Genomic DNA, 20481 nt, shown 5'->3' with positions numbered 1-20481 from the left:
GAGGATGTATTAGGGTTTTGGGAAAAAAGGGGGAGATTAATCGTGTTGAAAAAAATTAACATCCTGCTGGCGGGAATATCCGCAGGAAAAAAGTTACTTCCACAACCCACCGCCATCCCAGAAACGGTCAAAGCAGGCTACTTTTGGCCGTCTGAATCCAGGCTCCTGCTGGAGACTGCCCGGCGACGGCAGTGTTTACAGTCTCTGTGGGACAATAGCACATTACCTAAAACACACTATCAGGCGCTGTGGCTGGCCCCGTTACATGAGTGTGTTGCATTGATGCAACAACTTCCGGCAGCACCGCAGGGACCTTATGCCCATCAGGGCGGCTTGATTGATGTGACTCTGCAATGTACTGCGTTTGCGGTACGTCTGGCGAAAGGGCAGATGTTACCGCCGGGGGTGATCCCTGAAACGCAGGCAGAACAAAATGAGAGATGGAACACGGTGGTGTTTTACGCTGCGTTATTTCATTTTTTACCTATTTTAGCCCAGTTTGACGGGGAACTGGACGAAGGGCAACCCTGGTATCCTGGGTTGGCTGTGCCGCAGATGCCGTATCGTTTCCGGTTCAAAACTCCCCCAGTGGAGACGAGGGTTGCCTGTCATTTCGGGGGGTTACTTGCCGGGCGGTTGTTGCCGGCTAAGGCGTTGACCTGGCTGGCGTCTATACCTGATGCCTTCTCTTCGCTGTTTTGTCTTCTCTCTGGTGAGATGAAGGAAGATGACGCGATAGGTCAGATAATCACAGAAGCCCTGAGTCAAGCCGGGGCGCCGGCAATATTCTCTGTCTCGGTTGCATCACCGCAAATTATTGCCTCAAAAAGTCCTGATGTTTCTGCTACGCCTTTATCAACCGCAATGGACAGTGTTCGGCCCTCTCAGAGACGGCAGGAAGATAACACGATGACTGAAATTGTTTCATCAGCCGTAAGGTCTGTTGATGAGATCCCTTCTACTGTCATGACCGTCACGTCGGAGAAGGGGATGCCGCCGGATGGGAGCACGCAACAGCTATTGTCACTAATGGGGATGAATGTCGCGGGCACGGTGACAGAACAGATTATGGCGAGTGAAGCAGAAATCGTACCGCCATACACGCCGGTGCCTTCACAACACGCGGTTCAGACAACATTGCAGCACGAAAATGCGATTGAGACACCCTGTATTGGCGAGCAATTCTGGGACTGGTTGTCCGCTGGCTTAATGCAGGGTGTGATAACCATTAATACGCCGAAAGCCCGGATACATCTGGTCAGTGGTTTTGTGTTTGTGAGTGCGCCGGCCATTTTCTTCCAGTTTCTCAGTGAGAAGCAGCAGGCGGATGGCAAAGAGGTTAACCAAAAATGGAAACGGGTACAAACTGCATTCGAGCGGCTGGGACGACATCGAGTCAGTCGTGGAAAGTGTTTTTGTTGCTGTCATCTTTATGATTCGGCTGATCGGACTGGCTCCTATCAACGTGTTCATGGCTACTTAATCAAAAACACGTGGCTTTATCGTGGCCGTTCTGTACCGGAAGATAGCCCTTTTCTCATGATTTCATGAGAAAGCATCTTTAATAACAATATGTTATTTTCTGCGCCCCGCAATGGGTTTTTAAATTGATGAAGTGAGGAAGTAGAGATGGACAGTATGACCTGGGATAACCTGCTGGATGAGTATTTTTTTGCCAGAATTTTGCGGCCGGATACGGAGTCAAGTTATCGCAAGGTGGTGAATACCTTCCAGGTGTTTGCAGGTGCAGACAATCGGCCTGCGCAAGTGACCCGACAGCAGGTCCTGGCATGGCGCAGATATGTGTTGCATCAGCGCGGACTGAAAGGTGTGACCTGGAACAGTAAGATTACGCATATGCGGGCGGTGTTTAATTTGGCGATAGAAGAAAAAATACTGCCCCAAACGGAAAACCCATTTAATGGTGTAAAGGTCAATGCGAACAAAAATAAAAAGAAAACATTGACCAAAAAACAATTGACAGCTTTGTATCTCACGATGGGGCAATTTGAAGAGCGGGAGCGACGGGCAGGGGATAACCATCGTGCCCGCTGTGCATTATATCCGACCGGGTACTGGCTGACGGTACTGGATACGTTGCGTTATACCGGGATGCGGCAAAATCAACTATTACATATCCGGCTGGGGGATGTTGATCTGAATGAGCGCCGGATTATTCTTTGCTCCGAGGGGAGTAAAAACCATTATGAACACCAGGTGCCGGTGGTGAAATGGTTGTATCCTCGACTGGAGATTTTGCTGGAGCGTGCCCGGGCCGCTGGGGCAAAACTGAATGATCCCCTGTTCTGTGTGAATTATTTTACCGCCAAAACAGACAGAGGAAATGAAACCGACCCGCTACAGACGATAAAATCATTCTTTCGGCGCTTGTCAAAGGAGTGTGGATTTGATGTGGGCCCACACCGTTTCCGGCATACTCTGGCAACTGAACTGATGAAAGCGCCTGATCGTAATTTGCAAATGGTACGCGGATTATTGGGACACCGCAGTATTGCCACGACGATGGAATATATTGATATCAATCTGGATATTGCCGGGCGTGCGCTGGAGCGCGAATTAATGCTGTATATTGATGTTGAGCCAGAGAGAGGCGAAATGTTAATCAGATAAAACAAAATCTCTTCGCTGTTGCCTGGACTTGTTTTTTCTGTACAAATTCCCTGTTGCAAGATAGGGAATTTTTTTGAGCTGATACAATCACTCATAATTAACTTTCTTCTGATCAATGAGGAAAGTTGAGTAACCAACATACAACATCGTGTTAATTAATTCATTGATTTTGGTTTGGATGGCTTGACAGCTGCAATAGAACTTGTAAGTATTGCATTCCAGCACAAAATGGACGCCTAAATTCTTAAGCATCCTAGCTTGGTAACCCTTATGTTCAGTTCAATATCGAAATACTGAAAAGCTAAACTAACCACAGTTATACATTCGGGTTCTTGTATTGGTCGCCCGTTAAGTTTTTATCTCCCAACAAGCGCACTTTGAATTGGTGCCCGGAGGCGGAATCGAACCACCGACACGAGGATTTTCAATCCTCTGCTCTACCGACTGAGCTATCCGGGCAACGGGGCGCATTAAACCGTATTCGGTAGAACCCGTCAATATATTTCTTTTGAAATAGTGATTTGTGCTCTGAAATTACTCGATTAGTTAAAAGTATAGGCAAAAAATAACGAAGAGTAGAAAAATTGCTCTCCGTTATTATGTTATCGCTCTGGCGTTTTAATGATGGTAGTTTTTCTGGGCAGTATTGACTTTCATCAAGTAGCGGCGTGATTCTGCCGATGGGTGTTTAGTTGTCAGGGTTTCATAAATATCACCCGGTGCCATTCCATTGATGATTTGAGCCGCTTTCTTTTTATCGCTGGAGAATACCCGTAATACACTGCCTGCGCCGCCATTGTAAGCTGTTATCACCGCATAACGGCGGGAGGTGGTGTTAGTGATGCCACCCAGATAACTGTTTTGTAATATCGATAAGTATGCCGCGCCGGCATCAATATTATTTTCTGGATCAAACAGATAACTACGGCTTGGTTGTCCTGATTTGCCTTTCATCTTAAAGACATCACGGCCAGCGGTATGTTGTACAACCTGCATCAGTCCAAGTGCATCAGAGCGGCTGACTGCATAGGGGTTAAAACTGGATTCTATTTGCATAATTGCCAGAATTAGGGATTCATCCACACCGTATTTAATGGAAGCCTGACGAACCAATGGCAAATATTTATGAGCGCGTTTATCCAAATGGTTTGGTACCAGTTGCATTGTGACAGACCAGATAACATGTAAACCAGATTGGCGTTTTTGTAATTTATTCGCCAGCAGATAATCTGCAAAATGTGCAGCCCGCCATTCCCAACGAATCGGCTGACCGTTATTGTCCATAACCTGTCCGTAAAGGAAGGGTTCTTTACTGATCTGAATGTCGTTAATATCAGAATAGAGATCGACAGAACCTGGATCATCACCCATTAATAAGGTGGTGATAATGGCCTTGCGCAAATATGTTGTGGGGTCTGTTGGCGAAATTGTCTCAATAGTGATCGTTCCGGCCTCAAAGTTGATATGGCTGCGGGTCTGGTATTGATCGGTATATTTGACGTAATCTTTTGGGCCCGCAATTAATACTTCGTGCAACCCCCAAATGTTTTCAATGTCGTGGGCAAATTGGCCCATCAAAATATCAAAGCCATTAGTATCTTTTATATATTCTTCGTTGTATTTGGTATCTTTAGTATTGGTACAGGAAACGAGCAGTGGGGCAATAACAAACAGCGCTAACAGTTTTTTCATCTTACATTTGCCATTTGGTGTTGAATACAACATCAGAGCCAGCGGCTCTGATGAAAGCTGAATATTATTTCTCTGGTGGGGTATATCCATCAATTTGAATATCATGGCCTTCGAACAGAAATTTAACCATTTCCTGTTCAAGCAATTTACGATCTTCCGGATTCATGGTGCTCAGTTTTTTCTCATTGATCAGCATGGTTTGTTTACTCATCCACTGTCCCCACGCTGTTTTGGAAATTTCATTGAAAATGCGTTTGCCCAACTCTCCAGGATAAAGTTGAAAATCCAGCCCCTCGGCTTCACGTTGTAAGAAAGTACAAAAAACAGTTCTGCTCATAATAAATCCTCAAAATAGCGGGTATGGGATTCAGCTCAGTTGTTGTAACAGATATTCAACTGGTGCTGCCAGCCCAACAGTCGCGGGTTGCTGTAAGTTATACCAAAGTCCTTTATTTTCATCCATGCAGGTGGCAAAAGATAAAATATTTATTTTTATCGGCACAATATCCAGATGAAAATGGCTAAAGGTGTGGCGGAATGCAGTTAGTTGCTCATGTTTGCTGTGAGAAATACCGGATTGTTCCAGCCAGCTATTTAGCAAATCCAAGCTTTCGAACTGAGGAAACGCGAATAATCCTCCCCAGATCCCCGTTGGTGGGCGCTGTTCCAGCCAGACCGTGTTGTCATTTTGCATTAGCAGGAAGTAAGCTGTTTTCTCAGGAATGCTTTGCTTAGGTTTTTTACCCGGGTATTTTGTCCAGCTATGGTTCGCATAGGCGATACACCCCTGATTTAATGGGCAGATTTCACATTTTGGCTTGCTGCGGGTGCAAACCATTGCCCCTAAATCCATCATTGCCTGATTAAAATACTCTACCTCTTTTGCTGGCGTTACATTGGTGCTGATTTGCCAGAGGTGACTTTCAACCTCTTTTTTACCCGGCCAACCGTCTACTGCGTAACAGCGGGCCAGTACTCGCTTAACATTGCCATCAAGAATTGAGAAATGTTTACCCTGAGAAAGCGAAAGGATTGCACCGGCGGTTGAACGGCCGACGCCAGGCAGGGCAACAACATCATCAAATGTTGTTGGGAATTCATCATGATGCCGTTCCACAATCTGTTGCGCTGCTTTATGCAAATTACGGGCACGGGCGTAGTAACCAAGACCGGTCCATAAATGAAGAACTTCATCAAGCGGTGCGGCGGCAAGTGAAGCTACATCAGGAAATCGTGAAATAAAACGCTGAAAATAGGGAATGACTGTCGCAACTTGGGTTTGTTGCAACATCACTTCTGAAAGCCAGACGTGATAAGACGTCTTTTCCAGTTGCCAAGGCAGGGTTTTACGACCGTAACGATGGTACCAATCCAGTACCACTTCGGAGAATTGCTTTGCTTCCATCATTGGGATAATTATCTTTAGGGAAAAATCAGTGTTTCGTGAACAGGATTGCAACATAGTGTTACCTCGCTGTAAACCGGAACTTTGTTTTCGCGGTACTGAGCAATCTGGGATTAAAATTGTACTTGTCACTATTGGACTTGCTAAAATCGCCCATCTTTGGATAATGCGCTCTCTTAGGTGGTTTGCCGGTAAAGCAGCCATAAGCGCCTGAATAAATGCCTTTAAAACTGACAGAAATATCATGATAAATAACGTAATTTCGCCGAAATTTGATGAAAATGGCAGGCCATTGCGCCGTGTTAGAAGTTTTGTTCGTCGTCAAGGCCGGTTAACTCATCGTCAGCAACAAGCACTTGATGATCTCTGGCCAAAAATGGGTGTTGAATATCAGGCGGAAAAACTGGATATGGAGGCACTTTTTGGGCGTGAAGCCCCCATTGTACTGGAAATTGGTTTTGGCATGGGAGCATCACTTGTCACTATGGCAAGCCAGAATCCCGAAAAAAACTTTCTTGGGATTGAAGTTCATGTACCTGGTGTCGGTGCTTGCCTGGCTTCTGCTGAAGGTGAAAATATCAGTAACTTGCGGGTGATGTGTCATGACGCAATTGAAGTGCTGGAGAATATGATCCCGGAGAACAGTTTGGAAATGGTACAGCTTTTCTTTCCAGATCCGTGGCATAAAGCGCGTCATAATAAACGCAGGATTGTCCAGCCGCCATTTGCTGAATTGATAAAAAGCAAGTTGAAAGTGGGTGGTGTATTCCATATGGCGACTGATTGGCAGCCATATGCTGAACATATGTTGGGAGTGATGAATGGCGTGGATAATTACCTTAATTTGTCTGAGAATGGTGATTATGTGCTGCGTCCATCTTCACGCCCGGTAACGAAATTTGAATTGCGCGGTCAGCGGTTGGGGCATGGCGTGTGGGACATCATGTTTAAGAGGGTTAAGTAATGGCTAAAAACCGCAGTCGTCGTTTGCGTAAAAAGATGCACATTGATGAATTCAAAGAAATGGGCTTTTCTGTTAAGTGGAGCTTTCCGCCTAATACACCTATAGATGTTATTGACAGCACTGTTGATGCATTTATTGATGAGCTGATTGAATCGAATGGTTTAGCACTGGATGCCAGTGGTTACCTGCATTGGGAAGGTTTAATCTGCCTGCAAAAAATTGGTATGTGTACAGAAGAACACCGCCAATTGGTTGAGAAATGGCTGAAGGATCGCGGTATGGAAGATGTCATGACCTCTGAATTGTTTGATGTTTGGTGGGATTGAGTAACATATCGCTGTAAAATAGCCTGAGTGAATAACAACAGGGGTGCCTATTAATAAGTGCCCCTGTCTGGAGTAAAATCAGTGAGTACAACGTTCTCTAACACGTTATTGTCGGATATTTTGCGACAAGTTCGCCCCCTGATTGGTCAAGGGAAAGTCGCAAATTATATTCCTGCACTGGCGGAAGTTCCCGCTGATAACCTGGCAATAGCTATCTGCACCATCGATGGGCAGATATTTCATGCCGGAGATGCTGAAAAGCGTTTTTCGATTCAGTCTATTTCTAAGATATTGAGCCTGACCTTAGCGATGACACGTTATCAGGAACAGGAAATCTGGCAGCGGGTCGGACAGGAGCCTTCAGGTCAGCCATTTAATTCATTAGTTCAGTTGGAACTGGAAAAAGGTAAACCCCGCAACCCTTTTATTAACGCGGGTGCGTTAATTGTGAGTGACATGTTGCAGTCTCGGTTGAGCGCACCTAAGCAGCGCATGCTGGAATTTGTGCGTAAATTGTCAGGGTGTCCTGATATCTATTACGATAATAAAGTTGTGCGTTCTGAAATGGAACATTCTCACCGAAATGCGGCGATTGCTTATCTGATGAAATCCTTCGGTAATTTCGATAACGATGTGCTTGCTGTACTGCAAACTTATTTCCATTATTGTGCTTTGAAAATGAACTGTATTGAACTTGCCAGGTGTTTCGTTTATTTGGCTAATCAGGGAAGCACAATAGGTTCTGAACAGCAGATCTTGAGCCCGCGTCAGGCACGACAGATTAATGCGCTGATGATGACTTGTGGTATGTATGATGGTTCAGGTGAATTTGCATTCAGAATTGGTATGCCGGGAAAATCTGGCGTTGGCGGTGGGATCGTGTGTGTCGTGCCGGGAGAATTGACGGTTGCTGTCTGGTCACCAGAATTGGATCGATCGGGGAACTCTTTAGCGGGTTGTGCTGCCTTAGAACTGTTAGCCGATCGTGTCGGGCGATCTGTTTTTTAACTCTCAGGTGATTTTCTTAGGAGAAAATATGTTACGCAAGACTATCATTGCTGTATCTTTGCTATTTGTTGCTCCGGTTCAGGCTGGTTATGAATGCCAGGTAAACCCGCAGAATGACATTATTATTACTTCTCAATCCGTTCAGGTTGTGGGAGCAAGTGGTAATCTCCAGATTTCACCTGATGGTTCAGTTATCCATGATGGTAAGAATCTGAACTTAAATACGGAACAGCGTCGGAAAGCACAACATTATCAGCGAGTTTTGCGGCAGGATTTGCCTTGGATTAAGCAAGAAACCAGTAACCATCTGATAACTGCCCGTAAATCTTTGGATAAAGTGGTGGCAGATACTATGGGGAAGGACAGTAATGTGCGTAACCGGCTGTCTGATCTTGAATCAGGGCTTAATAAACAGATAAGCCGAATTATTGAAACCCGCTCAGATGGTATAGCATTTCATCATCAGGCGATTAAGCAGGTTGAAAAAGAGAGCCGTAGCTTAATTGAACAGAGCCTTGGTGAGGTGTTACAAGACAGCATTAATGAGATTGGTAATAAACAATTCAGTTTGAATGGTGATAATAATCAGGCATTGCAATCTTTGCTTGGTAGCTTAGGTGGGTTGCAGAATAATCTGAAAGCCGAATGGAAAACTCAGGAAGAAGATTTCCAGCGTTTTGGTAAAGAGGTTTGTGGTAAAGTCAGCGGCCTTGAACAACAAAGAATTGAATTACTGAATTCTATTAAGTAATCCCCAATAATTACAAATAAGAATCAATTTGTAATTGATTCTTATTTAGATTGACATATTCTTCCCGCCGCCTAGAATGCAGATTGTTACTAATATTCTTTCTTGGATCGCGATATATGAAAAAGATAATCCCTGTCGTTCTGGCTTCATTATTTGTTGTTGCAAGCCATTCCACATTTAGTCAGACATCTGCTGTATTCACTCCAAATGCTGTTGCTTCCCAGGTTGGCGATAAAATCACAGTGAAACATCTTTCTGGTGAAACAGATGTCAAAAGGAATCCTCAGAAAGTTGTTTTATTTGATTTCGGTACTTATGATTCATTGGCTAAATTAGGCTTGTCAGATCGAGTTATTGCACTACCTACTGGTCATACGCCTGAATATCTCCGCAATAATTTGCCTAAAGGGGTAGAAAGTGCCGGGGGTATAAAAGAGCCAAATTTGGAAAAATTGGCGCAAATTAAACCCGATCTGATCGTTATCACTGCCCGCCAGGGGCCTTTCTATGAACGTTTGTCAAAAATAGCGCCAACCATTAATCTGGGAACTGATAGTAAAAATTATCTGGTTTCAGTTGAAAATAACCTGAAGTTATTAGGTGAGTTGTTTAGTAAGCAAAATGAAGTGAAAGAGCAGATTGTTGAATTGGAAAAAACAATTGCTAACGCTCAGGATAAAGCTAAAGTTTCTGGTGCTAAGGTTTTAGTATTATTGCATAACGCAGATAAATTAATGCTGAATAACCAGAGCGTCGTATTTGATGTGGTTAAGGCACAAAAAGCGGAAGTGTCTATTCCGGTTGGTGAGGATAAAACCAAACGCATTGTGGTGACTTCCGACATGATTGCTCAGGCCAATCCAGATGTGATTCTCATTATTGATCGCAGCGAAGCAATTGGTGCCGGTAAACTTGATAAAGCACAGTTTGAAAATGATAAAGTAAAATCTACTTCTGCGTATAAGAATAGTAAAATTACTTATCTGAAATCTGATTTGTGGTATTTATCTGGTGGTGGTTTAGAGAGTTTAACAGCACAAATTAAAGCTGTTGAGGATGCTCTTTAATCACGCTGCTTTTGTTATGTTGAATTTGGGATGTGATTGAATTTCTATAATGTGTTGTTTTAGAGCCTATCCCAGTAGCATTAATGGGATAGGCTGTTAGTTTGACATTTAATATTACTGGTGACTGTCAGATTTAATTCCAGATGTTTATATCCTTCATTCCGCACCTAATTCAGGAATAAACCGCTTTATATTGTGCGCCTAATAAACTCAAAAGCTCATGGTGGTAAGATTGCATTCCTGTCACCATTTTATGTTCTTGAAATTCAAAGGTGCTGATCCCTTCAAAGGCCAGAAACACCCAACGCGCGGTGGGGGATTGTGTCGGTTTGTTCTTCATATCGGGGAAAAACGGCACACTTTGTTTCAATTCATGGCGAATTTTATGTTCCAGCGCCGCATAAACCATGAGACAACATGTCATCACCATTAACAGCGCTTCTATCCGCTCTGGTTTTTTCAGGAAAATAGCAGACGTCAGGAATTCCGGACTTTTCAGGAAGCGAAAACCCCGTTCCACCTTTTGTTGTGCCTTATAATTAGCCAGTAACGCCGCCATATCAAGCCGTCCTTCATCCCGTTCATTGGTCGCTAAAATAAACCTCCCGACCCGCAATCTGGCCTGCTTCACCTTGTCTAACCGGGTATAAACCTGACCAGCTAATTGATAATGAACCGATTTGGGGTGTTGATGCTTGCCGGGTTTCCCGCGCCCCGCATAGACGGTAATCGCCTGAATTTCCGGCGAGGCGATGCCGATAAGCTGGCATTGAGACTCAAAATCATGCAGTGCCTGTAAGGCATCTTCCCGGCAGGCAAAGGATTTTTTGCCCAGTTTGTCGAACTGTTTAGACTCGTTTTCTGTTTCCCTGAGTGTGTTTTTCCGGAAAGTCTGGTTTTCACGTTTTTCAGCCGCCGTACTGTTCACCAGTAACCAACGCTGAGGAACGCCGCCATACGATGACGTCACCCAGCAGCCTGAATAGCCCTCACTGATGGGGCTGAATTGCTCCGCTGTCACGTTCAGGAGAGACTGTTTAGCTTCCTTGATCGTCAGGGGAACACGCGTAATAAATCGTTGTTTTTGCTGATGAAGCGAAGCGATCGCGGCTTCAGTATAAAGGGCAGCATCGGCCACAAAGTAGCGGCTGTTTTGTGCCGCTTTCAGACATTGAATATGGGTTTTGATCGTCTGGGCAAAGGCTTTGGCATCATTCGTATTCCCGCTCATAGCCTGCATATAGACAGGGATGCCTGCCTGATTTTCGCAAATCAGTTCAAGGACAACCTGGTTCAGTTCAGGCCGGTGATCCCGGCTATAACCCGGCACCAGTGCAATGCGTTTTGTGTCATCTCCCAACGCGCTGTCATAGTCACCATCGACATGAAAACTCGTGATATCCAAATGAACGGAATCGGGCTTCAGCCCCAATTTATCAACCACTTGCTCAGCAAGCACCTGATAAACTTCCGACACCCCCGCTTCATATAAGGCATCCAGTGTACGGCCGAGCACATCATCATTAAGGTGTTCAGCTTCAATGTCAGCGCCAATTAAACGCGCAATCGGCTTATGTTGAAAAAAGCCAGAAAACATGTGCAATGTCCGGCTGTGAAACCCCAGCCCGTTAAGGATCATCGCCAGAAAAGCGTCGGCGTGAGAGACGGTATGCGATGAATATTTTGGGATAATGGCATCAATCATGCGGGGTAAACCGGCTTCATGACAAAAAGCGGCGATAAGGCCAGGATGATCGAGACGTTTAATGGCAGGTATGGGTGTGGACATATTCGCTTTCCGGCAAATAAAAATAATAGATCAAAATTAGCGATTACCGTCAACCCCACCGATGTCATCAATACAAAAAACCTGTGTAAGATCACATTATTTTTAAATCAGAAATACGGTGCGGAATGACGGTTTCATGACCATGCTGGTAATGATTTCCTATGGAGTTTAAGGAGCCGCAGCCAGCGGAGATTAACCCCTGTTTTTTACCTTTTAGTGTTAAATAGATTATATTCGCCATATTGGTTGCTCCTTATACTGTTTATTTGATTCTCTTGTAGGGTGTGTGGAAAAATCAACCAAAAATTTGTAAATTTGGAGTAATTTACATTAATAAAGCGGATAGAAAGGAAATATGGCGAAGAAATAGGGGCGATATGATCAATGTCATCAGATTATTTATCTTTTTATATCATGTTGTTAGTGATAATGAGAGGTTTTCTTTCTTCACGAAGAGATGTTGATAAAGACATTTTTAATTCTGTGATTTCTATGTGATTTGAATATCAGGAAATACGTGGTTTTCAAATGCCAAGATTGTCATAAAATCAAAGTATAAAACGGAGTCTAAACCCGACAGGATATTCAGGTAGCATCTGATAGCTGCTACCTAATTATTTGAAATTATTTTAAATACAGACCATTAGTCTGATAAAAAACCGTCATATCCAATATCCCAGTAACGTAAATGTAATGATATTCAGGGAACGTGATTTGAATCTTTTTTTTGCAGTTGCATAAATTAATGGCGATATAATCAGTAAGCATGTTGGTGCAAATGCAGGTCATTACTGTTGAATGGCGCTTTTGAAGTATAATATATAATTAATTTATTACCTTCAAAAGCGTTTTTTCTTGAAAATCTTACGGATATAAGGTTGATTTATTTATCCTTTTTAAGGTATTTGTTTATATAACTTTGCATTATTTTTGATGACTGATTCAGGTGTTCTAATATGGCGGAAATAGTTTCCCATAACTTTGGATCAGCTGCGCCATAATAATGGTTGCTAAAGCATCCTTTTATATTTTTAGTGTCCCGGATAAGATGATTAATATTTTCTAATAATATTAGTGGTGCAATATTAAGATGATTTCCTTGCAACTCATTGAATATTTTGTGAAATAATTCATAATCATTATTATCAATAGCATTTTTCAGCTTATCTACGTACTGCAATTTTTCTCTCATGTCCATTATATTTAACCTCTTTGTTTACGGTTGTATTAAAGGAATTTTAATTACTCATCTTTTTTTCAGGATGTGCATTTAAAAAACCCTGGGTTCTTTGAGATATATGATTTGAAAATTCAAGTGCTGTGGCATTCCATAATTTAGGGCAAAAGCTAAATAAGATTTCATAATTGTGCTACACCCATTTTTTGTCTTCCTGGCTTTTGCTGTGATGAAAACGATGCCAAAAAGGCATCAACATAATTCAGTAACTGCCACATAAATTGACAACAATGATTTCGCGTTATTGTCTCATGGAGCGATTGCCATAACCGTTCTATTTTATTTAGCCACGGTGAATAGACCGGTAAAAACAACAGGGTAAATTTTGGATGTCATGCCAGCCAGTCCTTTACCTTCTGACTTTTATGAATACAGTAGTTATCTAAGATTAATGTGAGGGTTTCCGCATGGGGATATTGATGATTCAGTTCATCTAACATTTTGATAAATAAATCAGAATTCTTTTTTACTCCTTTAACATAGGTGATTTGCTCTGTTTGGGCATTAAGGCAGCCCGCAAGGTAATGTTTTTCGTTTTTTCCCGGGGTGATAACCCGTTTTTGTTGTCCTTTGAAGCACCAGTCCGCGCCGATTTTCGGGTTTAAATCAATATCCACCTCATCTTCATAAAAAACGGGATGTTTTTCTGAAATGTTCGCTTTGGCTTCCGCGATCTTTGCCATTTTCTCATCGTATTCGGGATCAGGTTGTTTCACTGTGGGTGCCGCTCTACGCCAGACAATCCCCACCTGAGCAAAGTAACGATAAAGGACATTTTGCGTCAGAGAGAGGTTGAGTAATTCATTGAGGGTATGAGTCATGAGTTCAAGGCTCCAGCGAGAGCGGAGATAGCCTAACTTTTGGGGGGATTGCTGTAATAAGAAAAGTAAGAGGTTATAGAGCGGGGAGAGATCCCAGACAACAGGTCGGCCAACGGGTAAACTTTCGAGTCCTTCCAGCCCATATAATGTAAACCACTGAACCCAACGATTGACGGAAGAGCGTGCGGCATGAAGGGTCTTGGCGACATAAGTCACTGTCAATCCTTCATTGAGCATCAATAACGCCGTTAATCGACGGGAATAGTTCTTATCACGGGTTTTATGGATAAGTTTTCTCATTTTCTGGCATTCATCTTGAGGTATAGGTGCTATGATAGGCATCACTCAGTCCGTGTTGGGGTTTGGGATTTTTCGCAATTGATCAGATCGCAAAAATCGGACTGAGTTCCCTCCAAGTGATCTATTATTTTGAAAAGTTATTTAGAACTCATATACAGGCTCTTAAGCAGTAACTGTATATTTTAGATAGAAAAAAGGCTTCATTTATGATCTGATAATCGTCGCCAAACTAATACCAAAACCACGGATGAAGCCTGTGACGATTATCGCTATAAAACACCAATTAATGCAATTCTTCAGTGACGTTTCTTTGCAAAAAATGGCGCTTCGCTGCGGGTTTATTCAGCGCGTGAGAAATATCGAGCCTCATACGCTTATTCTCAGTCTTATCACAGCGCTCAGTTCGGGGAAAGTGACGTCTATAGCTCAGCTACACCAAAAATTTAATGGCCTGTGCCCCGATGAAAAACAACACGTTAGCTACCGTCCTTTTTATAATCAGCTACGGAAAGCGGCTTTTGTTGAATTTGTCAAAATATTGGTCAGGTTTGCCATGGCACAATGGGCTGAAAAGCACCTCGTCCTGCCCAAAAAACTCGCCAAATTTCAAAATGTTATTTTACAGGATGGCAGTTCATTTAAAGTCCATTCGGCACTGGCTGATGTTTTTCCTTGTCGATTTCAGGCAACCGCAGCGGCAGTGGAATGTCACATGACCTTGTCATTATTAACCCAGTCTCCCGTGAAAATGGCTGTTACTGCAGATACCGCCTCTGAGCGGACTCACCTGCCTATTCCGGCAACATTGCATGACCAATTATTATTAGCGGATGCCGGTTATGTCGATTTTGAGTATTTTGAACAACTCTCACGCTCAGGCGGTTCGTTTATTGTGCGGGGCGGTAAATCGCTTAATCCCCAAATAATCAGGGCACGCAATGGTCAGGGAAAAATCTTATCGAAGCTGTCCGATAAGCCCCTGAAATCCGTGACACGCAGAACGAATCGTTCTGAGGTGTTGGATCTGATTTGTCGGCGTAATGGCTATGAGTTTCGCCTGATCCGCCGTTGGTTTGCTGAAGAAAAACGTTTCTGTCTCTGGCTGACTAACTTATCAGTCGAGGAATTTACAGCCAATGACATCATGGATATTTATCGTTGCCGCTGGCAAATAGAACTGTTGTTTAAAGAACTCAAATCACACACGAACTGGCACCGGTTTACGACACGAAAAGAAACGTTGGTCACGGGGCTTATCTGGCTGAGCTTATTAGCGTTGTTGCTCAGACGCTCGCTGGCAAGGCGATTATTCCCAGCGGTTTCACTGCTTAAAGCGGCCCAAAATACGGAGATCTGGTTAAAACCCATAATAGAAAATCTCCTCCAAAGGGCATGGTCGGAAACGTGTTTTTGGCTGGAAAAAGCCAAAACCTATTTATCCCAGAATGCATTCAAAACACCGCAAAGAAAGTCGTCTAAAAACAAAACATTGGATGCGTGTTTTGAACGACTTAATTCTTAAGATCCTGTATATGATTTAGAACTATAGTAGAGAGTTTGAATGTCTTGCTCTATATTCTCTGAATTATGAATAATAGACTCTATTTCCTCTATTTCCTCTATTTCCTCTATTTCCTCTATTTCCTCTATTAACTCTTTCTTCATTGCTTCATTCGTGGTATCAAGGTAGTCATTTATGACATCACCAAGCTCAGGGCCAGATATTATGTCATAGTCTTGATTGAAATAAGCAAACATTAAGCGGTTTAGTGCCATTTTCTTCTCCATAAATTTTAATTAAATTTTGGGAATACTGTTAATATATAGTATTGTTTGCCGTTAAATTCAGAATGCCTTAATTATTCATCTTTTTCAGTATGTTCGTTTAAAAAATCCTGTGCTCTTTTGGATACATAGTTTAAAAAACCAAGTGCTGTGGCAGTATCCCAAAAATCTGGGTCAAAGTCACTATAGTAGAGAGCGTCAAAGTCTTTCTCTATATCTTTTGAAGTGTTAATAAAAGAGTCAATTTCTTCTATTAATTCTTTTATCATTTCTTGAGTTGCAACATTAAGAAAGCAATCTATGACTTCATCCATAGTTTCTCCATACAATAAGTCATAATCTTGACAAAAATAAGCACCTACTAAGATGTCTAGAAATGGATATTGTCCGTTCATTTTAATTAAACCTTTTATATGTTGGAATGTGTAATCTTAGTCTTTTAAAGTTTGTCTCTGTAAATTCTAATATACTGGAAATGCAGTTAATATATAATAGGGTTGACCATTGTATTCAGAGTACTTTAAAATAACCTTGACTTTATATAATTTGTCTATATATCGTGATCCTCTGGTAATACCAAAACCAATAGAAGTACTTGAAACATATTCAATAGGAGCAGTGATTCCTTCTGGAAGAGCATATCTAGCCCAATTCTCTAGATGTATACTATTTGCTTTTAGAGCTTTCGAAATCACTTGCTCTGCCACATCTTGATTGTAAAAAGTACTTGCTCTAGATATATTTGCTAGTCTTGCCCTCAATTCCTGCTCCGATAACCCAACATGTTTAGCCAAAGTATGACCACCCGGTTTTAATCCAGTCTCTGACTCATGTTCAATTAATTTAATTCTGCCTACCCGAACAGAGGCAACTCTAACAGCCCCCACCATTGAAGCAAATGATAACGGTACAGCGATATCAACGGTAAGCCCTATTTCAGACGCGGTGTAATCATCAGCACCAAATTCTTTTGCTAAATTTACCGCCGCGCGATAAGTTTCCGTCATGGTTTCTCTGCCGGTTATTATTTGACTGGCAGAAGCATTCATTACATCAAGACTGTGTGCCCCGACAATAACACAGGCCGCTTTAGTTAGTGTTGTCGGGTCGGGTACCAGACAAAGACCGCCGGCACCAATAAGTTCAACCACCCCGGCGGCTAAACCCGCACCCCCTAATATTCGGTTACTCCAGGTTTCTTCTTCAGTAATGGTATTATCCGACAGAATCGCTGCCAACTGAACCGGCGACAAAATAATGCGTAACCCATTTTCAGATTCTGAATCCACAGCATCATCAGTCAAATAATTGACGTTATTCATGGTTAATAGATCCTGTCATCCCAGAAGCTGTAAGAACCAGTTGAACAAGCAAGATTGTTCCAGGTGATATTCTTGTAAGTAAAACAGATAACTTCTTGTGGTGTGCCTGAATTATTGTCTTTGGAGTGCGGATAATTGGATTTTATGCTGGATATAAAAGCATGGCCCAGCCTGATGGAATAGTATTTTTCTAACCCTCCGGTTGGCGATGTTCGGTACAATTCAAATAAACATTCCAGCTCTTCATTTTCAGAAAAACACTGCGCCAGTAAAGGGGACGATTTATCAATAGGCTTTATTATCATGACCGGATGATGAGAAGCATGCTGCTCTCTGGTCATCAAATGTTGAAGAGTGTAAATGAAAATTTCATTTTCATGACCATGCTGGTAATGATTTCCTATGGAGTTTAAGGAGCCGCAGCCAGCGGAGATTAACCCCTGTTTTTTACCTTTTAGTGTTAAATAGATTATATTCGCCATATTGGTTGCTCCTTATACTGTTTATTTGATTCTCTTGTAGGGTGTGTGGAAAAATCAACCAAAAATTTGTAAATTTGGAGTAATTTACATTAATAAAGCGGATAGAAAGGAAATATGGCGAAGAAATAGGGGCGATATGATCAATGTCATCAGATTATTTATCTTTTTATATCATGTTGTTAGTGATAATGAGAGGTTTTCTTTCTTCACGAAGAGATGTTGATAAAGACATTTTTAATTCTGTGATTTCTATGTGATTTGAATATCAGGAAATACGTGGTTTTCAAATGCCAAGATTGTCATAAAATCAAAGTATAAAACGGAGTCTAAACCCGACAGGATATTCAGGTAGCATCTGATAGCTGCTACCTAATTATTTGAAATTATTTTAAATACAGACCATTAGTCTGATAAAAAACCGTCATATCCAATATCCCAGTAACGTAAATGTAATGATATTCAGGGAACGTGATTTGAATCTTTTTTTTGCAGTTGCATAAATTAATGGCGATATAATCAGTAAGCATGTTGGTGCAAATGCAGGTCATTACTGTTGAATGGCGCTTTTGAAGTATAATATATAATTAATTTATTACCTTCAAAAGCGTTTTTTCTTGAAAATCTTACGGATATAAGGTTGATTTATTTATCCTTTTTAAGGTATTTGTTTATATAACTTTGCATTATTTTTGATGACTGATTCAGGTGTTCTAATATGGCGGAAATAGTTTCCCATAACTTTGGATCAGCTGCGCCATAATAATGGTTGCTAAAGCATCCTTTTATATTTTTAGTGTCCCGGATAAGATGATTAATATTTTCTAATAATATTAGTGGTGCAATATTAAGATGATTTCCTTGCAACTCATTGAATATTTTGTGAAATAATTCATAATCATTATTATCAATAGCATTTTTCAGCTTATCTACGTACTGCAATTTTTCTCTCATGTCCATTATATTTAACCTCTTTGTTTACGGTTGTATTAAAGGAATTTTAATTACTCATCTTTTTTTCAGGATGTGCATTTAAAAAACCCTGGGTTCTTTGAGATATATGATTTGAAAATTCAAGTGCTGTGGTATCCCATAATTTAGGGCAAAAGCTAGAACTATAGTAGAGAGTTTGAAAGTCTTTCTCTATATTCTCTGAATTATGAATGTTTGCCGTTAAATTCAGAATGCTTTAATCATTCATCTTGTTCAGTGTGCTTGTTTAAATAATCTTGTGACTTATTTGACACATGTGTTAAAAATTCAAGCGCTGTCATATTCCATACTTCTGGGAGAACATCAGCATCATGATAGAGAAAATCAAATCTGTTCTCTACATTTTCGGATGTGTTAATAATAGAATCGATTTCTTCTATTAACCCTTTTATCATTCCTCGAGTTGCAACGTGAAGAAAATCATCGATAACATTATTAAGCTTTGGACCTGATATAATCTTATAATCTTGATTAAAATAAGCATATATTAAAATATCTAGAAACGGATATTGTTTGTTCATTAGGTTATCCCTTTGGATATGCAGTTAATATATAGAATGGTTTACCATTGTATTCAGAATAATTTAAAACAATCCTGACTGTATATAATTCTTTTATATTTTGAGATCCTTTGGTAACACCAAAACCAATCGGTGTTTTTGAAACATATTCAATAGGTGCATACATTCCTTCTGGGAGCGAATACTTAGCCCAATTTTCTAGATGTATTTTATTTGCTTTCAAGGTTTTTGAAATGACTTGTTCTGCCACATCTTGATTGTAAAAAGTACTTGCTCTAGATACATCTGCTAGCCTTTCTCTCAATTCCTGCTCCGACAACCCAACATGTTTAGCCAAAGTATGACCACCCGGTTTTAATCCAGTCTCTGACTCATGCTCAATTAATTTAATCCTGCCTACCCGAACAGAGGCAACTCTAACAGCTCCCACCATTGAAGCAAATGAAAGTGGTACAGCGATATCAACGGTAAGCCCTATTTCAGACGCAGTATAATCATCAGCACCAAATTCTTTTGCTAAATCTACCGCCGCGCGATAAGTTTCCGTCATGGTTTCTCTGCCGGTTATTATTTGACTGGCAGAAGCATTCATTACATCAAGACTGTGTGCCCCGACAATAACACAGGCCGCTTTAGTTAGTGTTGTCGGGTCGGGTACCAGACAAAGACCGCCGGCACCAATAAGTTCAACCACCCCGGCGGCTAAACCCGCACCCCCTAATATTCGGTTACTCCAGGTTTCTTCTTCAGTAATGGTATTATCCGACAGAATCGCTGCCAGCTGAACCGGCGACAAAATAATGCGTAACCCATTTTCAGATTCTGAATCCACAGCATCATCAGTCAAATAATTGACGTTATTCATGGTTAATAGATCCTGTCATCCCAGAAGCTGTAAGAACCAGTTGAACAAGCAAGATTGTTCCAGGTGATATTCTTGTAAGTAAAACAGATAACTTCTTGTGGTGTGCCTGAATTATTGTCTTTGGAGTGCGGATAATTGGATTTTATGCTGGATATAAAAGCATGGCCCAGCCTGATGGAATAGTATTTTTCTAACCCTCCGGTTGGCGATGTTCGGTACAATTCAAATAAACATTCCAGCTCTTCATTTTCAGAAAAACACTGCGCCAGTAAAGGGGACGATTTATCAATAGGCTTTATTATCATGACCGGATGATGAGAAGCATGCTGCTCTCTGGTCATCAAATGTTGAAGAGTGTAAATGAAAATTTCATTTTCATGACCATGCTGGTAATGATTTCCTATGGAGTTTAAGGAGCCGCAGCCAGCGGAGATTAACCCCTGTTTTTTACCTTTTAGTGTTAAATAGATTATATTCGCCATATTGGTTGCTCCTTATACTGTTTATTTGATTCTCTTGTAGGGT

Annotated in this window: 23 protein-coding genes, 1 tRNA gene and 2 pseudogenes; 8 read left to right on the top strand and 18 right to left on the bottom strand. The window is 41.5% G+C overall.

Annotated elements, in window-relative coordinates; all coding sequences use genetic code 11:
- Window positions 1–42 precede the first annotated feature (42 nt).
- Window positions 43–1551 (top strand): conjugal transfer nickase/helicase domain-containing protein, encoded by a 1509-nt coding sequence (locus tag ACUN2T_RS20695; protein WP_445494814.1) that lies wholly within the window; start codon window positions 43–45, stop codon window positions 1549–1551.
- 78 nt (window positions 1552–1629) lie between these two features.
- A complete protein-coding gene (locus ACUN2T_RS20690; protein ID WP_445494813.1) occupies window positions 1630–2631 on the top strand; it encodes a tyrosine-type recombinase/integrase in 1002 nt (333 codons plus the stop codon).
- A gap of 383 nt (window positions 2632–3014) precedes the next feature.
- Here ACUN2T_RS20690 and ACUN2T_RS20685 read toward each other — a convergent pair.
- The 4 genes from ACUN2T_RS20685 to mutY form a co-directional block, all read right to left on the bottom strand.
- Window positions 3015–3090, bottom strand: a tRNA-Phe gene (locus ACUN2T_RS20685).
- Window positions 3091–3249: 159 nt separating this feature from the next.
- A complete protein-coding gene (mltC, locus tag ACUN2T_RS20680; protein ID WP_445497946.1) occupies window positions 3250–4323 on the bottom strand; it encodes a membrane-bound lytic murein transglycosylase MltC in 1074 nt (357 codons plus the stop codon).
- 64 nt (window positions 4324–4387) lie between these two features.
- Window positions 4388–4660 (bottom strand): oxidative damage protection protein, encoded by a 273-nt coding sequence (locus ACUN2T_RS20675; RefSeq protein ID WP_445494811.1) that lies wholly within the window; start codon window positions 4658–4660, stop codon window positions 4388–4390.
- A 30-nt stretch (window positions 4661–4690) separates the two neighbouring features.
- Window positions 4691–5731, bottom strand: coding sequence for an A/G-specific adenine glycosylase (gene mutY, locus ACUN2T_RS20670; RefSeq protein WP_445494810.1), 1041 nt, complete (start codon window positions 5729–5731; stop codon window positions 4691–4693).
- Window positions 5732–5972: 241 nt separating this feature from the next.
- Here mutY and trmB point away from each other — a divergent pair, with 241 nt between their 5' ends.
- The 5 genes from trmB to ACUN2T_RS20645 all read left to right on the top strand — a co-directional run bounded on the left by trmB (window position 5973) and on the right by ACUN2T_RS20645 (window position 9844).
- Window positions 5973–6692, top strand: a complete 720-nt coding sequence (gene trmB / locus ACUN2T_RS20665) for a tRNA (guanosine(46)-N7)-methyltransferase TrmB (protein ID WP_445494809.1) — start codon at window positions 5973–5975, stop codon at window positions 6690–6692.
- On the top strand, window positions 6692–7018 hold the full coding sequence (locus tag ACUN2T_RS20660; protein ID WP_445494808.1) for a YggL family protein: 327 nt from the start codon (window positions 6692–6694) through the stop codon (window positions 7016–7018). The genes trmB and ACUN2T_RS20660 overlap by 1 nt, the downstream gene beginning before the upstream one ends.
- A gap of 81 nt (window positions 7019–7099) precedes the next feature.
- Complete coding sequence (gene glsB / locus ACUN2T_RS20655) at window positions 7100–8026, top strand: glutaminase B (protein WP_445494806.1); 927 nt, start codon at window positions 7100–7102, stop codon at window positions 8024–8026.
- A gap of 28 nt (window positions 8027–8054) precedes the next feature.
- Complete coding sequence (locus ACUN2T_RS20650; RefSeq protein ID WP_445494805.1) at window positions 8055–8777, top strand: YggN family protein; 723 nt, start codon at window positions 8055–8057, stop codon at window positions 8775–8777.
- Between the two features lie 116 nt (window positions 8778–8893).
- Entirely contained in the window at window positions 8894–9844 is a 951-nt protein-coding gene (locus tag ACUN2T_RS20645) for a siderophore ABC transporter substrate-binding protein (RefSeq protein WP_445494804.1), read from the top strand.
- Window positions 9845–10016: 172 nt separating this feature from the next.
- On the opposite strand, the gene ACUN2T_RS20640 is transcribed toward ACUN2T_RS20645, so the two are convergent.
- The 5 genes and pseudogenes from ACUN2T_RS20640 to ACUN2T_RS20620 form a co-directional block, all read right to left on the bottom strand.
- Window positions 10017–11633 (bottom strand): IS1634-like element ISPlu4 family transposase, encoded by a 1617-nt coding sequence (locus ACUN2T_RS20640; protein ID WP_445494803.1) that lies wholly within the window; start codon window positions 11631–11633, stop codon window positions 10017–10019.
- A 124-nt stretch (window positions 11634–11757) separates the two neighbouring features.
- A pseudogene (locus tag ACUN2T_RS20635) lies at window positions 11758–11874 on the bottom strand (type VI secretion system tube protein Hcp); the annotation flags it as partial.
- A 421-nt stretch (window positions 11875–12295) separates the two neighbouring features.
- Entirely contained in the window at window positions 12296–12376 is an 81-nt protein-coding gene (locus ACUN2T_RS20630; RefSeq protein WP_445497944.1) for a hypothetical protein, read from the bottom strand.
- Window positions 12377–12516: 140 nt separating this feature from the next.
- The gene (locus tag ACUN2T_RS20625; protein ID WP_445494795.1) at window positions 12517–12831 is read right to left on the bottom strand and encodes a hypothetical protein; all 315 of its coding nucleotides are present in this window, start codon (window positions 12829–12831) and stop codon (window positions 12517–12519) included.
- Window positions 12832–12992: 161 nt separating this feature from the next.
- Window positions 12993–14033, bottom strand: a pseudogene (locus ACUN2T_RS20620) (IS630-like element ISPlu16 family transposase).
- Window positions 14034–14247: 214 nt separating this feature from the next.
- On the opposite strand from ACUN2T_RS20620, the gene ACUN2T_RS20615 reads away from it, so the two are divergent.
- Window positions 14248–15513, top strand: coding sequence for an IS4 family transposase (locus ACUN2T_RS20615; protein WP_445497945.1), 1266 nt, complete (start codon window positions 14248–14250; stop codon window positions 15511–15513).
- Here ACUN2T_RS20615 and ACUN2T_RS20610 read toward each other — a convergent pair.
- The 9 genes from ACUN2T_RS20610 to ACUN2T_RS20570 all read right to left on the bottom strand — a co-directional run bounded on the left by ACUN2T_RS20610 (window position 15510) and on the right by ACUN2T_RS20570 (window position 20438).
- Window positions 15510–15767, bottom strand: coding sequence for a contact-dependent growth inhibition system immunity protein (locus tag ACUN2T_RS20610; protein ID WP_445494802.1), 258 nt, complete (start codon window positions 15765–15767; stop codon window positions 15510–15512). The two genes, ACUN2T_RS20615 and ACUN2T_RS20610, sit on opposite strands and share 4 nt — an antisense overlap.
- A gap of 83 nt (window positions 15768–15850) precedes the next feature.
- Window positions 15851–16171, bottom strand: coding sequence for a contact-dependent growth inhibition system immunity protein (locus ACUN2T_RS20605; protein WP_445494801.1), 321 nt, complete (start codon window positions 16169–16171; stop codon window positions 15851–15853).
- Between the two features lie 66 nt (window positions 16172–16237).
- Complete coding sequence (locus ACUN2T_RS20600) at window positions 16238–17098, bottom strand: RNase A-like domain-containing protein (RefSeq protein ID WP_445494800.1); 861 nt, start codon at window positions 17096–17098, stop codon at window positions 16238–16240.
- A 2-nt stretch (window positions 17099–17100) separates the two neighbouring features.
- Entirely contained in the window at window positions 17101–17580 is a 480-nt protein-coding gene (locus ACUN2T_RS20595) for an Hcp family type VI secretion system effector (RefSeq protein WP_445494791.1), read from the bottom strand.
- Window positions 17581–18001: 421 nt separating this feature from the next.
- Complete coding sequence (locus tag ACUN2T_RS20590) at window positions 18002–18082, bottom strand: hypothetical protein (protein WP_445497944.1); 81 nt, start codon at window positions 18080–18082, stop codon at window positions 18002–18004.
- A gap of 140 nt (window positions 18083–18222) precedes the next feature.
- A complete protein-coding gene (locus ACUN2T_RS20585) occupies window positions 18223–18537 on the bottom strand; it encodes a hypothetical protein (protein ID WP_445494795.1) in 315 nt (104 codons plus the stop codon).
- Between the two features lie 233 nt (window positions 18538–18770).
- Complete coding sequence (locus ACUN2T_RS20580) at window positions 18771–19091, bottom strand: contact-dependent growth inhibition system immunity protein (RefSeq protein ID WP_445494798.1); 321 nt, start codon at window positions 19089–19091, stop codon at window positions 18771–18773.
- 4 nt (window positions 19092–19095) lie between these two features.
- Complete coding sequence (locus ACUN2T_RS20575; protein WP_445494797.1) at window positions 19096–19956, bottom strand: RNase A-like domain-containing protein; 861 nt, start codon at window positions 19954–19956, stop codon at window positions 19096–19098.
- Between the two features lie 2 nt (window positions 19957–19958).
- Window positions 19959–20438, bottom strand: a complete 480-nt coding sequence (locus ACUN2T_RS20570) for an Hcp family type VI secretion system effector (RefSeq protein ID WP_445494791.1) — start codon at window positions 20436–20438, stop codon at window positions 19959–19961.
- Window positions 20439–20481 lie beyond the last annotated feature (43 nt).

The organism is Photorhabdus machadonis (assembly GCF_052657765.1).
This window is presented reverse-complemented; position numbering and strand designations above follow the sequence as displayed.

Bases quoted from the DNA above. Each gene is read 5' to 3' on its own strand.
- ACUN2T_RS20600 (WP_445494800.1), bottom strand. From the start codon at position 17,098: ATGAATAACGTCAATTATTTGACTGATGATGCTGTGGATTCAGAATCT.
- ACUN2T_RS20595 (WP_445494791.1), bottom strand. From the start codon at position 17,580: ATGGCGAATATAATCTATTTAACACTAAAAGGTAAAAAACAGGGGTTA.
- ACUN2T_RS20575 (WP_445494797.1), bottom strand. From the start codon at position 19,956: ATGAATAACGTCAATTATTTGACTGATGATGCTGTGGATTCAGAATCT.
- ACUN2T_RS20570 (WP_445494791.1), bottom strand. From the start codon at position 20,438: ATGGCGAATATAATCTATTTAACACTAAAAGGTAAAAAACAGGGGTTA.
- trmB (WP_445494809.1), top strand. From the start codon at position 5,973: ATGATAAATAACGTAATTTCGCCGAAATTTGATGAAAATGGCAGGCCA.
- ACUN2T_RS20605 (WP_445494801.1), bottom strand. From the start codon at position 16,171: ATGAACGGACAATATCCATTTCTAGACATCTTAGTAGGTGCTTATTTT.
- mutY (WP_445494810.1), bottom strand. From the start codon at position 5,731: ATGATGGAAGCAAAGCAATTCTCCGAAGTGGTACTGGATTGGTACCAT.
- ACUN2T_RS20610 (WP_445494802.1), bottom strand. From the start codon at position 15,767: ATGGCACTAAACCGCTTAATGTTTGCTTATTTCAATCAAGACTATGAC.
- ACUN2T_RS20675 (WP_445494811.1), bottom strand. From the start codon at position 4,660: ATGAGCAGAACTGTTTTTTGTACTTTCTTACAACGTGAAGCCGAGGGG.
- ACUN2T_RS20580 (WP_445494798.1), bottom strand. From the start codon at position 19,091: ATGAACAAACAATATCCGTTTCTAGATATTTTAATATATGCTTATTTT.
- mltC (WP_445497946.1), bottom strand. From the start codon at position 4,323: ATGAAAAAACTGTTAGCGCTGTTTGTTATTGCCCCACTGCTCGTTTCC.
- ACUN2T_RS20650 (WP_445494805.1), top strand. From the start codon at position 8,055: ATGTTACGCAAGACTATCATTGCTGTATCTTTGCTATTTGTTGCTCCG.
- ACUN2T_RS20660 (WP_445494808.1), top strand. From the start codon at position 6,692: ATGGCTAAAAACCGCAGTCGTCGTTTGCGTAAAAAGATGCACATTGAT.
- ACUN2T_RS20645 (WP_445494804.1), top strand. From the start codon at position 8,894: ATGAAAAAGATAATCCCTGTCGTTCTGGCTTCATTATTTGTTGTTGCA.
- ACUN2T_RS20690 (WP_445494813.1), top strand. From the start codon at position 1,630: ATGGACAGTATGACCTGGGATAACCTGCTGGATGAGTATTTTTTTGCC.
- ACUN2T_RS20585 (WP_445494795.1), bottom strand. From the start codon at position 18,537: ATGGACATGAGAGAAAAATTGCAGTACGTAGATAAGCTGAAAAATGCT.
- ACUN2T_RS20625 (WP_445494795.1), bottom strand. From the start codon at position 12,831: ATGGACATGAGAGAAAAATTGCAGTACGTAGATAAGCTGAAAAATGCT.
- ACUN2T_RS20640 (WP_445494803.1), bottom strand. From the start codon at position 11,633: ATGTCCACACCCATACCTGCCATTAAACGTCTCGATCATCCTGGCCTT.